The organism is Streptomyces sp. NL15-2K (assembly GCF_030551255.1).
Lineage (GTDB): Bacteria > Actinomycetota > Actinomycetes > Streptomycetales > Streptomycetaceae > Streptomyces.
Window position 1 is genome coordinate 6,979,965 of the sequence record NZ_CP130630.1, and the last position, 14,544, is coordinate 6,994,508.

The 14,544-nt window shown below is 71.9% G+C and carries 6 protein-coding genes and 1 pseudogene; 6 read left to right on the forward strand and 1 reads right to left on the reverse strand.

What is annotated here, in order from left to right:
- The first annotated feature begins 6 nt into the window (after nucleotides 1-6).
- The 6 genes and pseudogenes from Q4V64_RS31670 to Q4V64_RS31695 all read left to right on the forward strand — a co-directional run bounded on the left by Q4V64_RS31670 (nucleotide 7) and on the right by Q4V64_RS31695 (nucleotide 12,282).
- Nucleotides 7-1,713 (forward strand): glycerol-3-phosphate dehydrogenase/oxidase, encoded by a 1,707-nt coding sequence (locus Q4V64_RS31670; protein WP_124439832.1) that lies wholly within the window; start codon nucleotides 7-9, stop codon nucleotides 1,711-1,713.
- 149 nt (nucleotides 1,714-1,862) lie between these two features.
- A complete protein-coding gene (locus Q4V64_RS31675; RefSeq protein ID WP_124439831.1) occupies nucleotides 1,863-4,181 on the forward strand; it encodes a serine/threonine-protein kinase in 2,319 nt (772 codons plus the stop codon).
- Nucleotides 4,182-4,357: 176 nt separating this feature from the next.
- The gene (locus Q4V64_RS31680) at nucleotides 4,358-7,258 is read left to right on the forward strand and encodes a protein kinase (protein WP_124439830.1); all 2,901 of its coding nucleotides are present in this window, start codon (nucleotides 4,358-4,360) and stop codon (nucleotides 7,256-7,258) included.
- 159 nt (nucleotides 7,259-7,417) lie between these two features.
- Nucleotides 7,418-9,136 (forward strand): serine/threonine-protein kinase, encoded by a 1,719-nt coding sequence (locus Q4V64_RS31685; RefSeq protein WP_124439860.1) that lies wholly within the window; start codon nucleotides 7,418-7,420, stop codon nucleotides 9,134-9,136.
- An 81-nt stretch (nucleotides 9,137-9,217) separates the two neighbouring features.
- A pseudogene (locus tag Q4V64_RS31690) lies at nucleotides 9,218-10,363 on the forward strand (serine/threonine-protein kinase); the annotation flags it as partial.
- 230 nt (nucleotides 10,364-10,593) lie between these two features.
- A complete protein-coding gene (locus tag Q4V64_RS31695) occupies nucleotides 10,594-12,282 on the forward strand; it encodes a serine/threonine-protein kinase (protein WP_172629176.1) in 1,689 nt (562 codons plus the stop codon).
- 76 nt (nucleotides 12,283-12,358) lie between these two features.
- Here Q4V64_RS31695 and Q4V64_RS31700 read toward each other — a convergent pair whose 3' ends face one another.
- A complete protein-coding gene (locus Q4V64_RS31700; protein WP_124439828.1) occupies nucleotides 12,359-14,350 on the reverse strand; it encodes a glycosyltransferase family A protein in 1,992 nt (663 codons plus the stop codon).
- Between the last annotated feature and the right edge of the window lie 194 nt (nucleotides 14,351-14,544).

Sequence of the window (14,544 nt, forward strand, 5' to 3'; positions counted from 1 at the left end):
GCAGCAGTGAGGACAGCGACACTGGGGCCGGCGCAGCGCGCCGAGTCACTCGCATCGATGGCCGAGCGTGAACTGGACGTGCTGGTGGTGGGAGCGGGCGTGGTCGGCGCGGGCACCGCGCTGGACGCCGTGACCCGGGGCCTGTCCACGGGCCTGGTCGAGGCGCGTGACTGGGCGTCCGGCACGTCGAGCAGGTCCAGCAAGCTGATCCACGGCGGCCTGCGCTATCTGGAGATGCTCGACTTCGCGCTCGTCCGGGAGGCGCTGAAGGAGCGCGGGCTGCTGCTGGAGCGGCTCGCGCCGCATCTGGTGAAGCCGGTGCCGTTCCTGTACCCGTTGCAGCACAAGGGCTGGGAGCGGCTGTACGCCGGTTCGGGCGTCGCGCTGTACGACGCCATGTCGATGGCCCGCGGGCACGGCCGCGGCCTGCCCGTCCACCGCCACCTGACCCGCCGTCACGCCCTGCGGGTCGCGCCCGCCTTGAAGAAGGACGCGCTGGTCGGAGCGTTGCAGTACTACGACGCCCAGATGGACGACGCCCGCTTCGTGGCGACGCTCGTGCGCACGGCGGCGGCGTACGGCGCGCACGTGGCCAACCGCGCGCGCGTGACCGGATTCCTGCGCGAGGGCGAGCGCGTGGTGGGCGCCCGGGTGCAGGACGTGGAGGGGGGCGGGGAGTACGAGGTCCGCGCCAAGCAGGTCGTCAACGCGACGGGCGTGTGGACCGACGACACCCAGGCGATGGTGGGCGAGCGCGGACAGTTCCACGTACGGGCGTCCAAGGGCATCCACCTGGTCGTGCCCAAGGACCGGATCCACTCGATGACCGGGCTGATCCTGCGCACCGAGAAGTCCGTGCTGTTCGTCATCCCGTGGGGCCGGCACTGGATCATCGGCACCACGGACACCGACTGGGACCTCGACAAGGCGCACCCCGCCGCGTCCAGCGCCGACATCGACTACCTGCTGGAGCATGTGAACTCGGTGCTGTCGGTGCCACTGACCAGGGACGACGTGCAGGGTGTGTACGCGGGCCTGAGGCCCCTGCTGGCCGGCGAGTCGGACGCCACCAGCAAGCTGTCCCGCGAGCACACCGTGGCGCATCCGGTGCCCGGCCTCGTCGTCGTGGCGGGCGGCAAGTACACGACGTACCGGGTGATGGCCAAGGACGCGGTGGACGCGGCCGTGCACGGGCTCGACCTGCGGGTCGCCGAGTGCGTGACCGAGGATGTTCCGCTGCTGGGGGCGGAGGGCTACCGGGCGCTGTGGAACGCGCGGGCGCGGATAGCCGCGCGGACGGGCATCCATGTCGTACGCGTGGAGCACCTGTTGAACCGGTACGGAGCGATGGCGGAGGAACTGCTCGACCTCATAGCAGCGGACACCTCGCTGGGCGAGCCCGTGCAGGCCGCCGACGACTATCTGCGCGCCGAGATCGTGTACGCCGCCTCGCACGAGGGCGCGCGGCACCTGGACGACGTACTGACCCGGCGCACCCGCATCTCCATCGAGACCTTCGACCGGGGCGCGCGCAGTGCCCGCGAGGCCGCCGAGCTGATGGCACCGGTGCTGGGCTGGGACAAGGACCAGATCGAGCGCGAGGTCGAGCACTACCAGAAGCGGGTGGAGGCCGAGCAGGAGTCGCAGCGGCAGCCGGACGACCTGACGGCGGATGCGGCGCGGTTGGGGGCGCCTGACATAGTGCCGCTGTAGGGGGCGGCGGAACGGCGGTTCACCGGGGACCCCGCGTATGGAGCACTCCGGGGGCAGCCAGGGGCACCCGGGGCGTTGGGCACTTGTCGGGTGAGGGACAATGGAGGCTCTGTCAGGGCGGGTTGTATGCGGGTTGTATGAGGGGACGCATGTCGGAGGCGGAGCGGGCGGGGACATCTCGTCAGGAGACTCGTCAGGACAACCGCGAGCGTCTCCTCGCGGGACGGTACCGGCTGGGAGAAGTGCTCGGCCGCGGCGGCATGGGCACGGTGTGGCGGGCCGAGGACGAGACCTTGGGGCGGACGGTCGCCGTCAAGGAGCTGCGGTTCCCGTCCAACATCGACGAGGACGAGAAACGGCGGCTGATCACGCGCACGCTGCGTGAGGCCAAGGCGATCGCGCGGATCCGCAACAACAGCGCGGTGACGGTCTTCGACGTGGTCGACGAGGACGACCGGCCGTGGATCGTGATGGAACTCGTCGAGGGCAAGTCGCTCGCCGAGGCCATCCGCGAGGACGGCCTGCTGGAGCCCAGGCGTGCCGCGGAGGTCGGTCTGGCGGTTCTCGACGTGCTGCGGTCCGCACACCGCGAGGGCATCCTGCACCGCGACGTGAAGCCGTCGAACGTGCTGATCTCCGAGGACGGCCGGGTCGTGCTCACCGACTTCGGCATCGCCCAGGTCGAGGGCGACCCCTCGATCACCTCGACCGGCATGCTCGTCGGCGCGCCCTCCTACATCTCCCCGGAGCGGGCCCGCGGCCACAAGCCGGGACCGGCGGCCGACCTGTGGTCGCTGGGCGGCTTGCTGTACGCGTCGGTCGAGGGCGTGCCGCCGTACGACAAGGGGTCGGCGATCGCGACCCTGACCGCTGTGATGACCGAGCCGCTGGAGGAGCCGAAGAACGCGGGGCCGCTGAGGGACGTCATCTACGGCCTGCTCAACAAGGACCCCGCCAAGCGGCTCGACGACGCGAGCGCGCGCGAGATGCTCAACGCGGTGATCCACGCGCCCGAGCCGAAGGCGGCCGAGCCGGAACTGGCACCGGACGCGACGAAGGTCGTACCGCTGCCGCCGCAGCCCGACGAGAGCACGGACCGGCGGGGTTCGGGCGGCGGCGGGAGCAAGCGGGGCGAGGAGGCGGCCGAGCGGTTCCGCGGGGCGCTGCGTTCCGTGCGGAAGGCTGCCGGGGCGGCGGGGGCGGGGGTCTCCGCCGCGGCGGCGACGCGTGGAAAGTCCGGCGGCGGGGCGGGCGTCTCGGGTGCCGGCGGTGGTACGGCGGGCTCGGGGGCCGACTCTGGTACGTCGGACTCCGGGTCCGGCGGCGGCGCGAGCGCTGCGGGTTCGGGTTCTGGGTCCGGTACGGCGGCGTCGGGTTCTGGGTCCGGTACGGCGGCGTCGGGTTCTGGGTCCGGTACGGCGGGTTCGGGCTCCGGGTCCCGTACGACCGTCTCGGGTTCCGGTGGTGGGACAGGTGTCTCGAGTTCCGCTGAGGGCGCCTCCTCGGGAAAGACCGCGTCGAGTGTGTCGACGGCGTCGGCTTCGAGTGGGGTCGCCGGTGCGGAGAGCCGCGAGCGGCGTGCGGTGTCGGGTGGTACGGCGTCGGGCGGTGCGGCTTCGGGCGGTGTGGCTTCGGGTGGTGCGTCGGGCGGACGGAGTTCCGGGTGGCCCGTGATGACGCCGCCGGATCTGCCGCCGCGGCCCGTGCCCAGAGCACCGCTCACCGATGTGGTGCCGCGGCGGACCCTGGTGATCATCGCGGTGGTCGTGGTGCTCGCCGTGATCGGGACCGTGCTGGCGCTCACGCTCGGCGACGGCGACGGGAGCTCTGACGGGGCCAAGGGCGGCGGTGCCAAGGTGACGGCGAGCGCGAGTGCCGACACCAAGGACGACGCGAGCGGCGGCACCCGTACCGACGGCGCGGCGACCGAGTCCGCGACCACGGGATCGGGGTCGCAGGCCACGCCGAGCGGCGCGGCGAGCGCGTCCGACGGCGGTGGCGCGGGCTCCGGCGGTTCCGCCGGCTCCGGCGACAATGCGGTGGCCAAGACGCACAAGGGGAGCCAGGGGTACTCGCTCGGGCTGCCCGAGGGGTGGAAGTACCAGTCCACGGGTTCGGCGGGGGATCGTTTCACCGGCCCCGACGGGCAGAGGCTGCTCGTAGCCTGGACGTCCACGCCGAAGGGCGACCCGGTGAAGGACTGGGAGAACCAGGAGCGGTACATGACGCGCTCCCAGTACCAGAAGATCCGCATAGCGCGGGTGGACTACCGCGGTTGGAACGCGGCCGACTGGGAGTTCACCTATGTGGAGAGCGGGACGAAGTACCGGACCATCGACCGTGGCTTCGTCGTCAACGACCAACTCGGATATGCGCTGATGTACACGGCGAAAGCCGCCAAGTGGGACAGCGCGCTGCGCCAGAACACATGGCGGACGCTGGCGGAGACCTTCGAACCGAAGTCGTGAGGGAACGGCCCCGCGTCCCGGACATTGAGATCGGGCGTCAGATCTTGAATCCCCTCTTTGCGGGTTGCCTCCGGCACGTATCGTGAGTGGTTGCGGACCGTACGCAGCCAGGTATGCATGCGGAACGGGCCGCGAGGCGAACGGAATTGACCAACCGGGCGGCCGGGGGAGGCAACGTGGACGACTATGCGGGCCGGGTACTCGCCGACCGCTACCGCCTGCCGCTGCCGCCGTCCGACGAGTACGAACTCACCGAGACCCGGGCCTTCGACACCTACAGCGGGCAGGAAGTCCTGGTCAGGCAGGTGCCGTTGCCCGAGGTCGTCGAGGCGGAGGTGCTCGACGCGGAGGGGCTGCCGGAGGGTTTCACGGCGCGGGATCCGCGGGATCCGCGGGACCATGGGGCGCGGCGACCCCAGGCCGCCCGCACCGGCACGCGGCGGCCCACCGACCCTGCCGTACGGCGGGCCGTGGAGGCCGCGCAGGCAGCCGCGCGGATCCCCGACCATCCGCGGCTCGACCAGGTCTTCGACGTGTTCGCCGACGGTGGTTCGCTGTGGGTCGTCAGTGAGTTGGTGTCGGCGCGGCCGCTGGCGGCGCTGCTTGCCGAGCAGCCGCTGACGCCGTACCGGGCGGCCGAGGTCGCCTCCGACGTCCTCACGGCACTGCGGGTACTGCACGCCCACGGTTGGGTGCACCGGAACATCACCGCCCGCACGGTGCTCGTCTGCGACGACGGCCGCGTGATGCTGACCGGCCTCGCGGTCGGCGCGGCGGAGGAGGCACTGTGCGGGTACGACCCGGTGCCGGTTGAGGCGGGGGAGTGGGGCGGCGGGTTCAGTGATGCTGGTGGACACCAGGGGCCCGGTGGATCACAGGGGCATGGTGGACCGCATGGGCCTGGTGGATCCCATGGGCCCGGTGGACCGCATGGGGCCGGTGGATCCCATGGGCCTAGTGGCCCACGTGGAGGCGATGGCCTCGACAGACCCGGTGGATTCGGTGGGTTCGGCGGCCCCGGCCCTTCCGGTGGGCCCGGTGTGTCCGGCGGGCCCGGTGGCGCCCCTGGGGGCGGCGGCGCGGTCGGCTTCGGTGGCGTGGATGCCGAGGCCGCTCGGCGGGCCGCCATCGAGGCGCGGGCGGCCGGAGGACTGCCGGCTGTCGGATCCGACGCGGCGAACGCGGCGCACGGGGCGAACGGGCCGTCGTCCGAGCTCGCCCCCCGGGCCGTCGACACCGGTGCGGACATCAGGGCGGCGCGAGCCGGGGCGATCGCGGCGTATCGCGCGGGGGCGCGGGCCGCGGCCCGGGTCCAGGAGGCCCAGCAGAGCGGAAGGACGGCACTGCCGGGGGCGCGTCCCGCGGGCGGCACCCCGGCGGCCCTGCCCGGGGCCCGCTCCGCACCCGAAGACGACCCGTCCGCACCGCCCCACGGCTCCACGCAGCCGCCGTACCCCGGCGCGAACGGCCTGCAGCACCCCCCGGGCGCCGAGCCGCCGGGGCAGATCGCCGATCCCTACGGCGTGCGCACCACCCCGTGGCACGGCGCCGCGCCCCGCGCCGGAACCGACGCCACACCGTCGCCCGGAAGCACCGGAGACCCCCGAGAAACCCGAGACACCCGAGACCCAGGCAACGGACAGGCCGGCCAGGGGCCCACGCCGCTGTCCCCCGGTGGAAACGGCGGCGCCACGCCGCACACCGCCGTTAGCCGCGTCACGGACTTCGGCAGGCCCGCCCCCGCCCCCGCAGTGGCACCCGCGCCCGGCACCCCCACGCGCTGGGAAGACCTGGCCGCGAACGCGCCCGTGCGGCGTGGCGGGCCCGCCACCGCGTTGGCGGCCGAGCGGGCGCGGCAGGCGCGGATGGCTGTGGTGGGGCCCGTGACCGAGCGGTGGGCGCCGGAACAGGCCGGGCCCGTGCACGAGAACTGGCAGTTGGCGGCGCCGATCGGGCCGGCGACCGACCTGTGGGCGCTGGGCGCGCTGCTCTTCCGTGCCGTACAGGGGCATGCGCCGTATCCGGAGGAGTCGACGGCCGAGCTGGTGCAGATGGTGTGTGCCGAGCCGCCCGCCTTCGCCGAGGAATGCGGGCCGCTGCGGCCGGTCGTGGAGTCGCTGCTGCGTCAGGACCCCACCGAGCGGCTCGACTTCGAGGAACTGCGCGGCTGGCTGCGTTCGCTGGTCCGCTCGGCGCCCGAGCCGGAGGCCGGTGCGCATGTCGTCGCGGCTCCGCCCTCCGACACGAGCCGGCTGCCGGTCGTACGGCGGCGGGGCGAGCTGGTACGGCGGCGGCGTGCCGGGCTGCCCGCGCACCACGGGCGGCACAAACGGGCCCGGGAGGAGGTCCGTTCGCCGCGCAGACTCGGCCGGAGCCTGCTCCTGCTGATACTGCTCGCGCTGGCCGGGGCGATCGCGTACGCCATGTTCTTCATGCCCAAGGCGGAGTCCACCGGGCAGGGCACCCAGGACCGTACGGGTGCCGCCGGTGAAGTCAGCCCGGCGCCCGAGCAGTCCCCGGAGGCGAGCAGCGAGCCCCGGCCCGAGCAGACGTCGCCGGGACCCGACGACGGTCCCTCGTCGTCCGCCGATGCCGACGAGACGCAGACCACCGGCCCCGAGGTCGCCGACGGCTTCACCCTCCGCAAGGACGCGGAGGGCTTCCAGGTCGCCGTGGCCAACGGCTGGGACCGCACCCCGGTGAACGGGCGCGGACAGGTCGTGTACGCGCAGGGGAACTTCGAGCTCATCGTCGTACCCGGACGGGACACCGCGGCCGAGGACGGCACCGATCCGATGGTGTACCAGCGGGAGAAGGAGCCGGAACTGCAGCCGTACCGCGACTCCAGTTGGGCCACCGCCACCGGGCTGAAGACGATCCAGGTGGGCGGACGGACCATGGCCGAGGGGCAGTTCACCTGGACCGGCGACGACGGGCGCGAGCTGTTCGTGCGCAATCTGGCGATGCTGATCGACGGGAAGTACCACGTCGTGCAGGTGCGCGGCCCGGAGGCCGAGCGGGACGAGGTGACCCGGCTGTACGAGCAGGCGTCGGCGACGTATCGGGTCACCGGCTGACGCCGGACGGGACGCCGATGGCGGCCCCTTGGTTCACTTCTGTCGCGGGAAGCGACAACCGTCACAGTGCGGTCACCTTGGCGTCTTCGTGGTTCCCCTCAGTGCGGCAAGGTCCTTAATCTGACCCTGTCAAGAACATTGCGGGGCAACGTGAATCAGATGCAGGGCCTGCTCCTCGCGGGGCGCTACCGGCTCGCCGACCCGATAGGCAAGGGCGGCATGGGCCGGGTGTGGCGTGCCCACGACGAGGTGCTGCACCGGGCCGTAGCGATCAAAGAGTTGACCGCCGCGCTCTATGTGTCCGAGAGCGACCAGGCCGTCCTGCTCGCCCGCACCCGGGCGGAGGCGCGCGCGGCCGCCCGGATCAACCACTCCGCCGTCGTCACCGTGCACGACGTGCTCGACCACGACGGCCGGCCGTGGATCGTGATGGAGCTGGTCGAGGGCCACTCGCTGGCCGACGCGGTCAAGGAGGAGGGGCGCGTCGAGCCGACGGAGGCCGCGCGCATCGGGCTGTGGGTGCTGCGGGCGCTGCGCGCCGCACACGCCGCCGGCGTGCTGCACCGGGATGTGAAGCCCGGCAACGTTCTCCTCTCGCGTGACCGGCGGGTTCTCCTGACCGACTTCGGCATCGCGCAGGTCGAGGGCGACACCGCCATCACCCGTACGGGAGAGATCGTCGGCTCGGTCGACTACCTCGCCCCCGAGCGGATCCGCGGCCATGACCCGGGAGCGTCCTCCGACCTATGGGCGCTGGGCGCCACCCTCTACACGGCGGTCGAGGGCAGGTCGCCCTTCCGCCGCACCACGCCCCTGAACACCATGCAGGCGGTCGTCGACGAGGAACCCGCCGAGCCGCGGTACGCCGGTCCGCTCGCGCCGGTCATCGCCGCGCTGCTCCACAAGGATCCGGCCAGGCGGCCCGACGCGTCCGAGGCCGAGCAGATGCTCGCGGAGGCGGCGGAGGGACGGCGGCCGAGCGCGGCGCAGGCGTATGTGGTGACCCACCATGTGGGACAGCTGGGCTCGCCGCGTGAGACGCAGACCCGCACCGGGCCGAACGCCGGGCCGAACGCGGGCGCGCACACTCCGGCCACCGGCACGCCGTACCGCTCCGGGACCGGTCCGACCGGTCTGTCGGGTCCGCCGGGTCCGTCGGGTCCGTCGGGTCCGTCGGGTCCGATCGTGACCGGTCCCGCGTACGCCCCCTCCGGTCGGCCCCCGTCCAAGCGCCGCCGCCTGCGCACGCTGGCCCTCGTCGTCGCCCTCGCGGCGATCATCGGCGGCGGCACGGCCGTGGCGATGCAGCAGTGGGACGAGTCGCGGCAGAAGGAGGCCGGCGCGTCCGCCGCGCCGAGCCCCACACCGACGAGCGGGGACGTGCAGAGCGCCGGGGGCGCCATTCCGGCCGACTGGCAGCGTCGCGTCGACCCCGTGGGCTTCAGCCTCTACCTGCCCAAGGGCTGGAAGCGGGAGGTCTACGGCGTCGAGGGCGACCTCACCCAGATCGACTACACACCGGACGGCGGCAAGCACTTCGTCCGTATCGCCGTCGACACCTCGCCGGACTACAACGACCCGTACGCGCACCAGCTCGACCTGGAACAGCAGATCCAGGGGCTGCACAAGTACCAGCGTGTGAGCCTGGAGAAGGACCTCTACCGGGACCGCCAGGGGGCCCGGTGGGAGTACACGTGGACCGCGCTGGCGAAGGACCCGCCGTATCACCCCGGGCCGCGCCGGGCTGTGGACGAGACGTACATGTCCCGGGACGGCGTCGAGTACGCGATCTACATGTCCTCGCCCGCCAAGGACTGGCCGACCACACGCAAGCAGTTCAAGGCGGTGCTGCAGGGCTGGCAGGAGAAGGCGGGCTGATCCCGCTCGTGTTGTGACGGTCCTCGTTTTGGCCGGTCGCCGCCCCGGAGGGGCCCCGTCCGGTGCGGCATGATGAGGCGCATGGGGACCGAGGGGGACAACGTCCGTGTGATCGCGGGCCGTTACCGGCTCGAGGTACGGCTCGGGCGCGGTGGTATGGGCGTGGTGTGGCGGGCGACCGACCAGCTGCTCGGCCGGCAGGTGGCGGTCAAGGAACTCCCCCTGGACGAGACCCTCTCCGCGGCCGAGGCCCGGCGGCAGCGCGACCGCACCCTGCGCGAGGCACGCGCGGTCGCCCAGTTGAGCCACCCGCACATCGTCGTCGTCCACGATGTCGTCGAGGACGACGAACGCCCGTACATCGTCATGGAGTTGATCAACGGCAGCTCGCTCGCCGACCGGATCGCCACCCGAGGCCCGGTCGACGCCGCCGAGGCCGCCCGGATCGGCATCGCCCTGCTGGGCGCGCTGGGCGCGGCGCACGCGGCCGGGGTCCTGCACCGCGACCTCAAGCCCGCGAACGTCCTGATCGAGGACGGCACCCCCGGCGACGCCATCGACGGCACCGGCCGTATCGTCCTCACCGACTTCGGCATCGCCCAGGTCGCGGGCGCCACCACGCTCACCGAGAGCGGGTCCTTCGTCGGCTCGCCCGAGTACACCGCGCCCGAACGCATCTCCGGGGCCGGCACCGGACCCGAGTCCGACCTGTGGTCGCTCGGCGCGCTGCTGTGCACGGCTCTGAGCGGCGAATCGCCGTTCCGGCGTGACTCGTTGGGCGGCATCCTGCACGCGGTCGTGTCGGCCGAGGTACGGCCGCCCGCGCAGGCGGCGCCGATCCTCCCCGTCGTACGGGGCCTTCTCGAACGCGACCCGGACCGACGGCTCGACGCGGCACAGGCCGAGTGGATGCTGCGGGCCTTCCTGGACACGGGCCGTATGCCGAAACGGTTCGGTGCGAGGGACCGACGGGGGTACCCCCGGCGCGGGGCGCTGGTGAGCGCGTTGCTGGTCGCCGCGATGGCGGGGGCGGGCGTGTCCGCGCTGGCGCTGCTAATGGACCGGGACGGGGACGGGGGTGTGGTGCCCCCGAGTTCGCCGCCGGAGGCTTCCGTCAGTACGCCGAGCACGCCGAGCACGCCGAGCACGCCGAGTACGCCGAGCACGCCGAGCACGCCGAGCACGCCGAGTACGCCGAGTACGCCGAGTACGCCGAGTACGCCGAGTAGCCCGGGTTCGCCCGGTACGCCGAGTTCGCCGACGCCCTCGGGTACGTCCCCCTCGCTCAGCCCCAGCACCACCCCCAGCCCCAGCCCCAGCCCCAGCTCCAGTCCTTCCGGCCCTGCCTCCACGAACCACGCGTAAAGGGGAGATAAGCGGCAGTTCGAGTCACGGCTCTGTGACTGGAAAGCACCAGACCTGGAAGCGGAAGCGCTTGGCGCGATATGGATGAACCCATGAGCAGCAACGGGGGAGCCCCTTACGGGTCCGACGAACCAACGAGTTTCGCTCTGCAACCGCCGAACCCGCCTGCGGCGATGCCGCACCCCAACAACCCGTACGCGACGCCCACACAGGTCGTCCCACCCCAGGTTCAGCCCCAACCCCGGCCCGAGCAGGACCCCGGCACCGGCCGACTGATAGCGGGTCGCTACCGGTTGCTCGCCAAGCTCGGGCACGGCGGCATGGGTACGGTGTGGCGGGCCAAGGACGAGACGGTGGACCGCGAGGTCGCCGTCAAGGAACCCCGCGTCCCGGACCATCTTCCTGAACGTGAACGTGCGAACGCCTTCGAGCGCATGCGTCGGGAGGCTCGTGCGGCGGCCCGGCTCGACCACCCCGCCGTGGTCAACGTGCACGACGTGGCGGTCGTGGACGGCCAGCCGTGGATCGTGATGGAGCTGGTGCAGGGCCGTTCGCTGGGCGACGCGTTGCAGGAGGGCACCCTCGGGGCCCGGGAAGCGGCGAGAATCGGCCTGGAAGTGCTCGGCGCGCTGGAGGCCGCGCACGCGGCGGGCATCCTGCACCGTGACGTCAAGCCGGACAACGTCCTCCTCGGCCGCCACGACCGTGTCGTCCTCACCGACTTCGGCATCGCGCAGATCGAGGGCGAGACCAACCTGACCGACACCGGCGGTTTCGTCGGCTCGCCCGAATACATCGCGCCGGAGCGGGTGCTGGGCCAGCGCCCCGGCCCGGCGAGCGACCTCTGGTCCCTCGGTGTCGTCCTGTACGCGGCGACGGAGGGCGTCTCCCCGTTCCGCCGCAGCAACACCCCCGCCACCCTCCAGTCCGTCCTCAACGCCTCGCCCGCGCCGCCCGCCGCCGCGCAGGGCCCCCTCGCCGAGGCCATCAACGGCCTGCTCCAGAAGGATCCGGCGCGCCGCCCGAACGCCGCCCAGGTCCGTGACCTGCTGGAACGGACCGCGAACCCGCCGGCGCAGGCTCCCACACAGATCGTCCACACCGCCGGGCCCGGTGCCGTCAACGCCACCGCCACTGCCACCGCCGCCGCCACCGGCATCCGGCTCGGCCGCAAGGCACTGCTCGGCCTCGGTGCCGCGGTCGTCGCCGCGGCGGTGGCGGCGTACCTGGTGATCGCGGATCCGTTCGCGGGACCGCTGCCCGACGGCTGGAAGACGAAGTCCGAGAGGGACGTCGCCGCCACGCTGGCGGTGCCCGCCGACTACCAGCGCTCGGTGCCCGACCGGGAGACCGACAAGGGCCACTGGGTGTCGTACACCGACTACAGCGGCAGCATCTGGATCGGCCTGACCCTGTACAAGAAGTCCGAGGACACCGGCAGCAACATCGCGGGCTCCGCGGCCGCCGAGATGTACGACGACGACGCCGAGTTCAAGCAGAGCGGCAGCTACGAACTCGACATGCCCTCGGGCCCGAAGACGAAGACCGAGCCCAAGGACACCACGTACGAGGGCAAGAAGGCCGCCGAGACCAAGGTCGTCTACACCACCGACGACACCCAGGACCCCCGCCCCCGCGAGCTGAGGATCTTCTACTACAAGAGCTCCGCCGGCGACATGTACAAGCTCACCATCAGCTACCCGGGCAAGGGCGATTTCACGGAGCGGGGCCGCGAGGTGGCGCAGACGGCCATCGCGAACCTGGACGTCGACAAGCTGTAAGAGACCTAGAGACCTAGAGACCTAGAGACCTAGAGACCTAAGAGACCTAAGAGACCTAAGAGACCTTCACGGTCCGTCACTTCACCTTGCCGACCAGCGCCTTCACCAGCTCGGTCTTCGCCACCAGCAACGCGAACCGCTGCTTGCCTGCGTCCGGAGCGGGCTTGGCGTACCGGGGCATGCCCCGTCTGCGCCACTTGGCCGTGGCGAACCTCTCCGGGAGGGCGGGCAGCGGCACCGACCAGTCACCGAGCCGGAGTTCGCCGGTCCAGACACCCGTGGACAGCTCGGCGACGTCCACGCGGGCGGTGAAGAGGTCGGTGTGCGGGGTGCGTGCGGCGGGGACGACGGCTCTCTCGTCGCGGTCGTTCGTCAGTACGACGGTCAGGTCCCCGTCGGGATACGCGTCGAGCCCGCTGTGCCCGGTGACCACCAGCTGAGTGGGGTAACTGGCCGACCAGCGCAGCGAGTCCACGGCGAGACGCCGGGCCACCTTGTGCTTCTTCTCGCCCAGGTAGAGCGTGAAGTTGCCGTACGGCTTGGTGGTGTAGAGCGTGACCGCGCGCAGGCCGCCGGGCGTGGCGACGACACGCGTGCGTGCCGCCGGGGAGACGGCGTCGGACCGCTTGCTGCCGACGCGGGCCTCGCGGGAGACGCTCTGGGCGCCGACGGCGAGGGAGATGTCCCACAGGCCGTCGACGAGGGGCCGGCCATCGGCAGCGGTGGTGATGTCGACCTCGGCCTCGAAGCCCGCGTTCTCGTACCGGAACCGCCCCCCGTCCTCGTCGGCACCCAGGCCGGGCGTCGCGGTGTGCGTGACGGGCAGCCGGTACTCGGTACCGCTGTCGCGCTCGCGCAGGACGAGTTCGGTGGTGACGTCGTGGGTCTCCACGCGGTGGAGGTGGGCGTGTCCGGCCAGCCGCAGGGCGGTGCCGCGGAGTTCGGCGCGAGTGATGTGGTGGCGGACGCCGAGCTGGTCGGTGACGTCGTAGCAGCTGTCGGGGACGGCGTGGGCGGGGTCGCGGAGGAAGGGGTAGCGGGCGTAGGCACGGCCGTTGTCGCACAGGAGCGGGGCCGCCTGGAGGCGCTCCGGGTCCTCCTCGAAACGGATCAGTTCCAGCACCTCGTCGAGCATCCGGTGCCGGATGAGGTGCAGTCGCAGCCGGGACATGGCCGAGAGCCGCTCGTTCATTCCCTCGTGCCACAGCGGGGCGATGATCTCGGCGAGCCGGTCGAGGGCCTTCTCCTGGGTGGCACGGGATTCGTGCGGCAGGTAGTCGAGGAGCTGCTGCACCTCGACGGTCAGATGCCGGTGGGCCAGGTGGTCGCGGCCGGGGCCGGGCGGCACGTTCTCCAGAACCATGTCGATCACCCGCGGCAGGAACGTCAGCCGGGGCTCCGTGCCCCCGTTCCGCAAGGTGATGTTGCCGCTGTCCTCGCGCTCCACCCAGTACAGGCAGTCGTAGTCGGCGAGGACCGAGATGCCGGACGCGTGGAAATAGGCCGGGCCCACGAAGAGCTGGTCCTCGCCGATACTCAGATCCGTGGGGAAGCGCAGCCCGAGCCGCTCCAGCAGCTCCCGGCGGAAGAGCTTCATCGGGTTGAGCGTCCAGTACACGCGCGAGGCGAAGACGTCCGTCTTCGGCTGGTCGCGCTGGAACATCGACTTGGGCGCGCCCCGGCCGCCGACGCCGATCATCTTGCCGAGGACGATGTCGGTGCCATTCTCCTCGGCCATGGCCACCATGCGCTCCAGGGCCTGGGGGCCCAGGTAGTCGTCGGCGTCGAGGAAGAAGACGAACTCGCCCCGAGCCTGGTCGAGTCCCTTGTTGCGCGGGTCCGACGGGCCGCCGGAGTTCTCCTGGTGGCTGACCGTCAGCAGACCCGGATGGACCTCGGACAGCCGGTCGAGCTCCTTCGCCGTGCCGTCGGTGGAACCGTCGTCGACGACGATGACCTGTAACGCGTCCTGGCCGATGCTCTGTTCGGCGACAGAGGTGATGCAGCGCGTCACATAGGGCATCGCGTTGTAGGCGGCGATGATCACCGAAACGGTGGGGTCGGCCATCGTCACGTTCTCCCAGGGCGCACCGAAAAGAAATGTGAAGATATCATGAGAAGTGCGTACATGCTGTGTTCAGCAGCCTTGTGGCGAGGGTCGCTGCCCCTGTTCATACGGAACGCCGCGCCCTGTCGTTCAAACGACAGCCGGCTCGGGCGCTCGTGACGCGGGCCCCGCGTCGACAACGAGCCGCCCCGCAC

Excerpts from the sequence above, each read along its gene's own strand:
- Q4V64_RS31700 (WP_124439828.1), bottom strand. The coding sequence starts at position 14,350 with ATGGCCGACCCCACCGTTTCGGTGATCATCGCCGCCTACAACGCGATG.
- Q4V64_RS31675 (WP_124439831.1), top strand. The coding sequence starts at position 1,863 with ATGTCGGAGGCGGAGCGGGCGGGGACATCTCGTCAGGAGACTCGTCAG.
- Q4V64_RS31685 (WP_124439860.1), top strand. The coding sequence starts at position 7,418 with ATGCAGGGCCTGCTCCTCGCGGGGCGCTACCGGCTCGCCGACCCGATA.
- Q4V64_RS31695 (WP_172629176.1), top strand. The coding sequence starts at position 10,594 with ATGAGCAGCAACGGGGGAGCCCCTTACGGGTCCGACGAACCAACGAGT.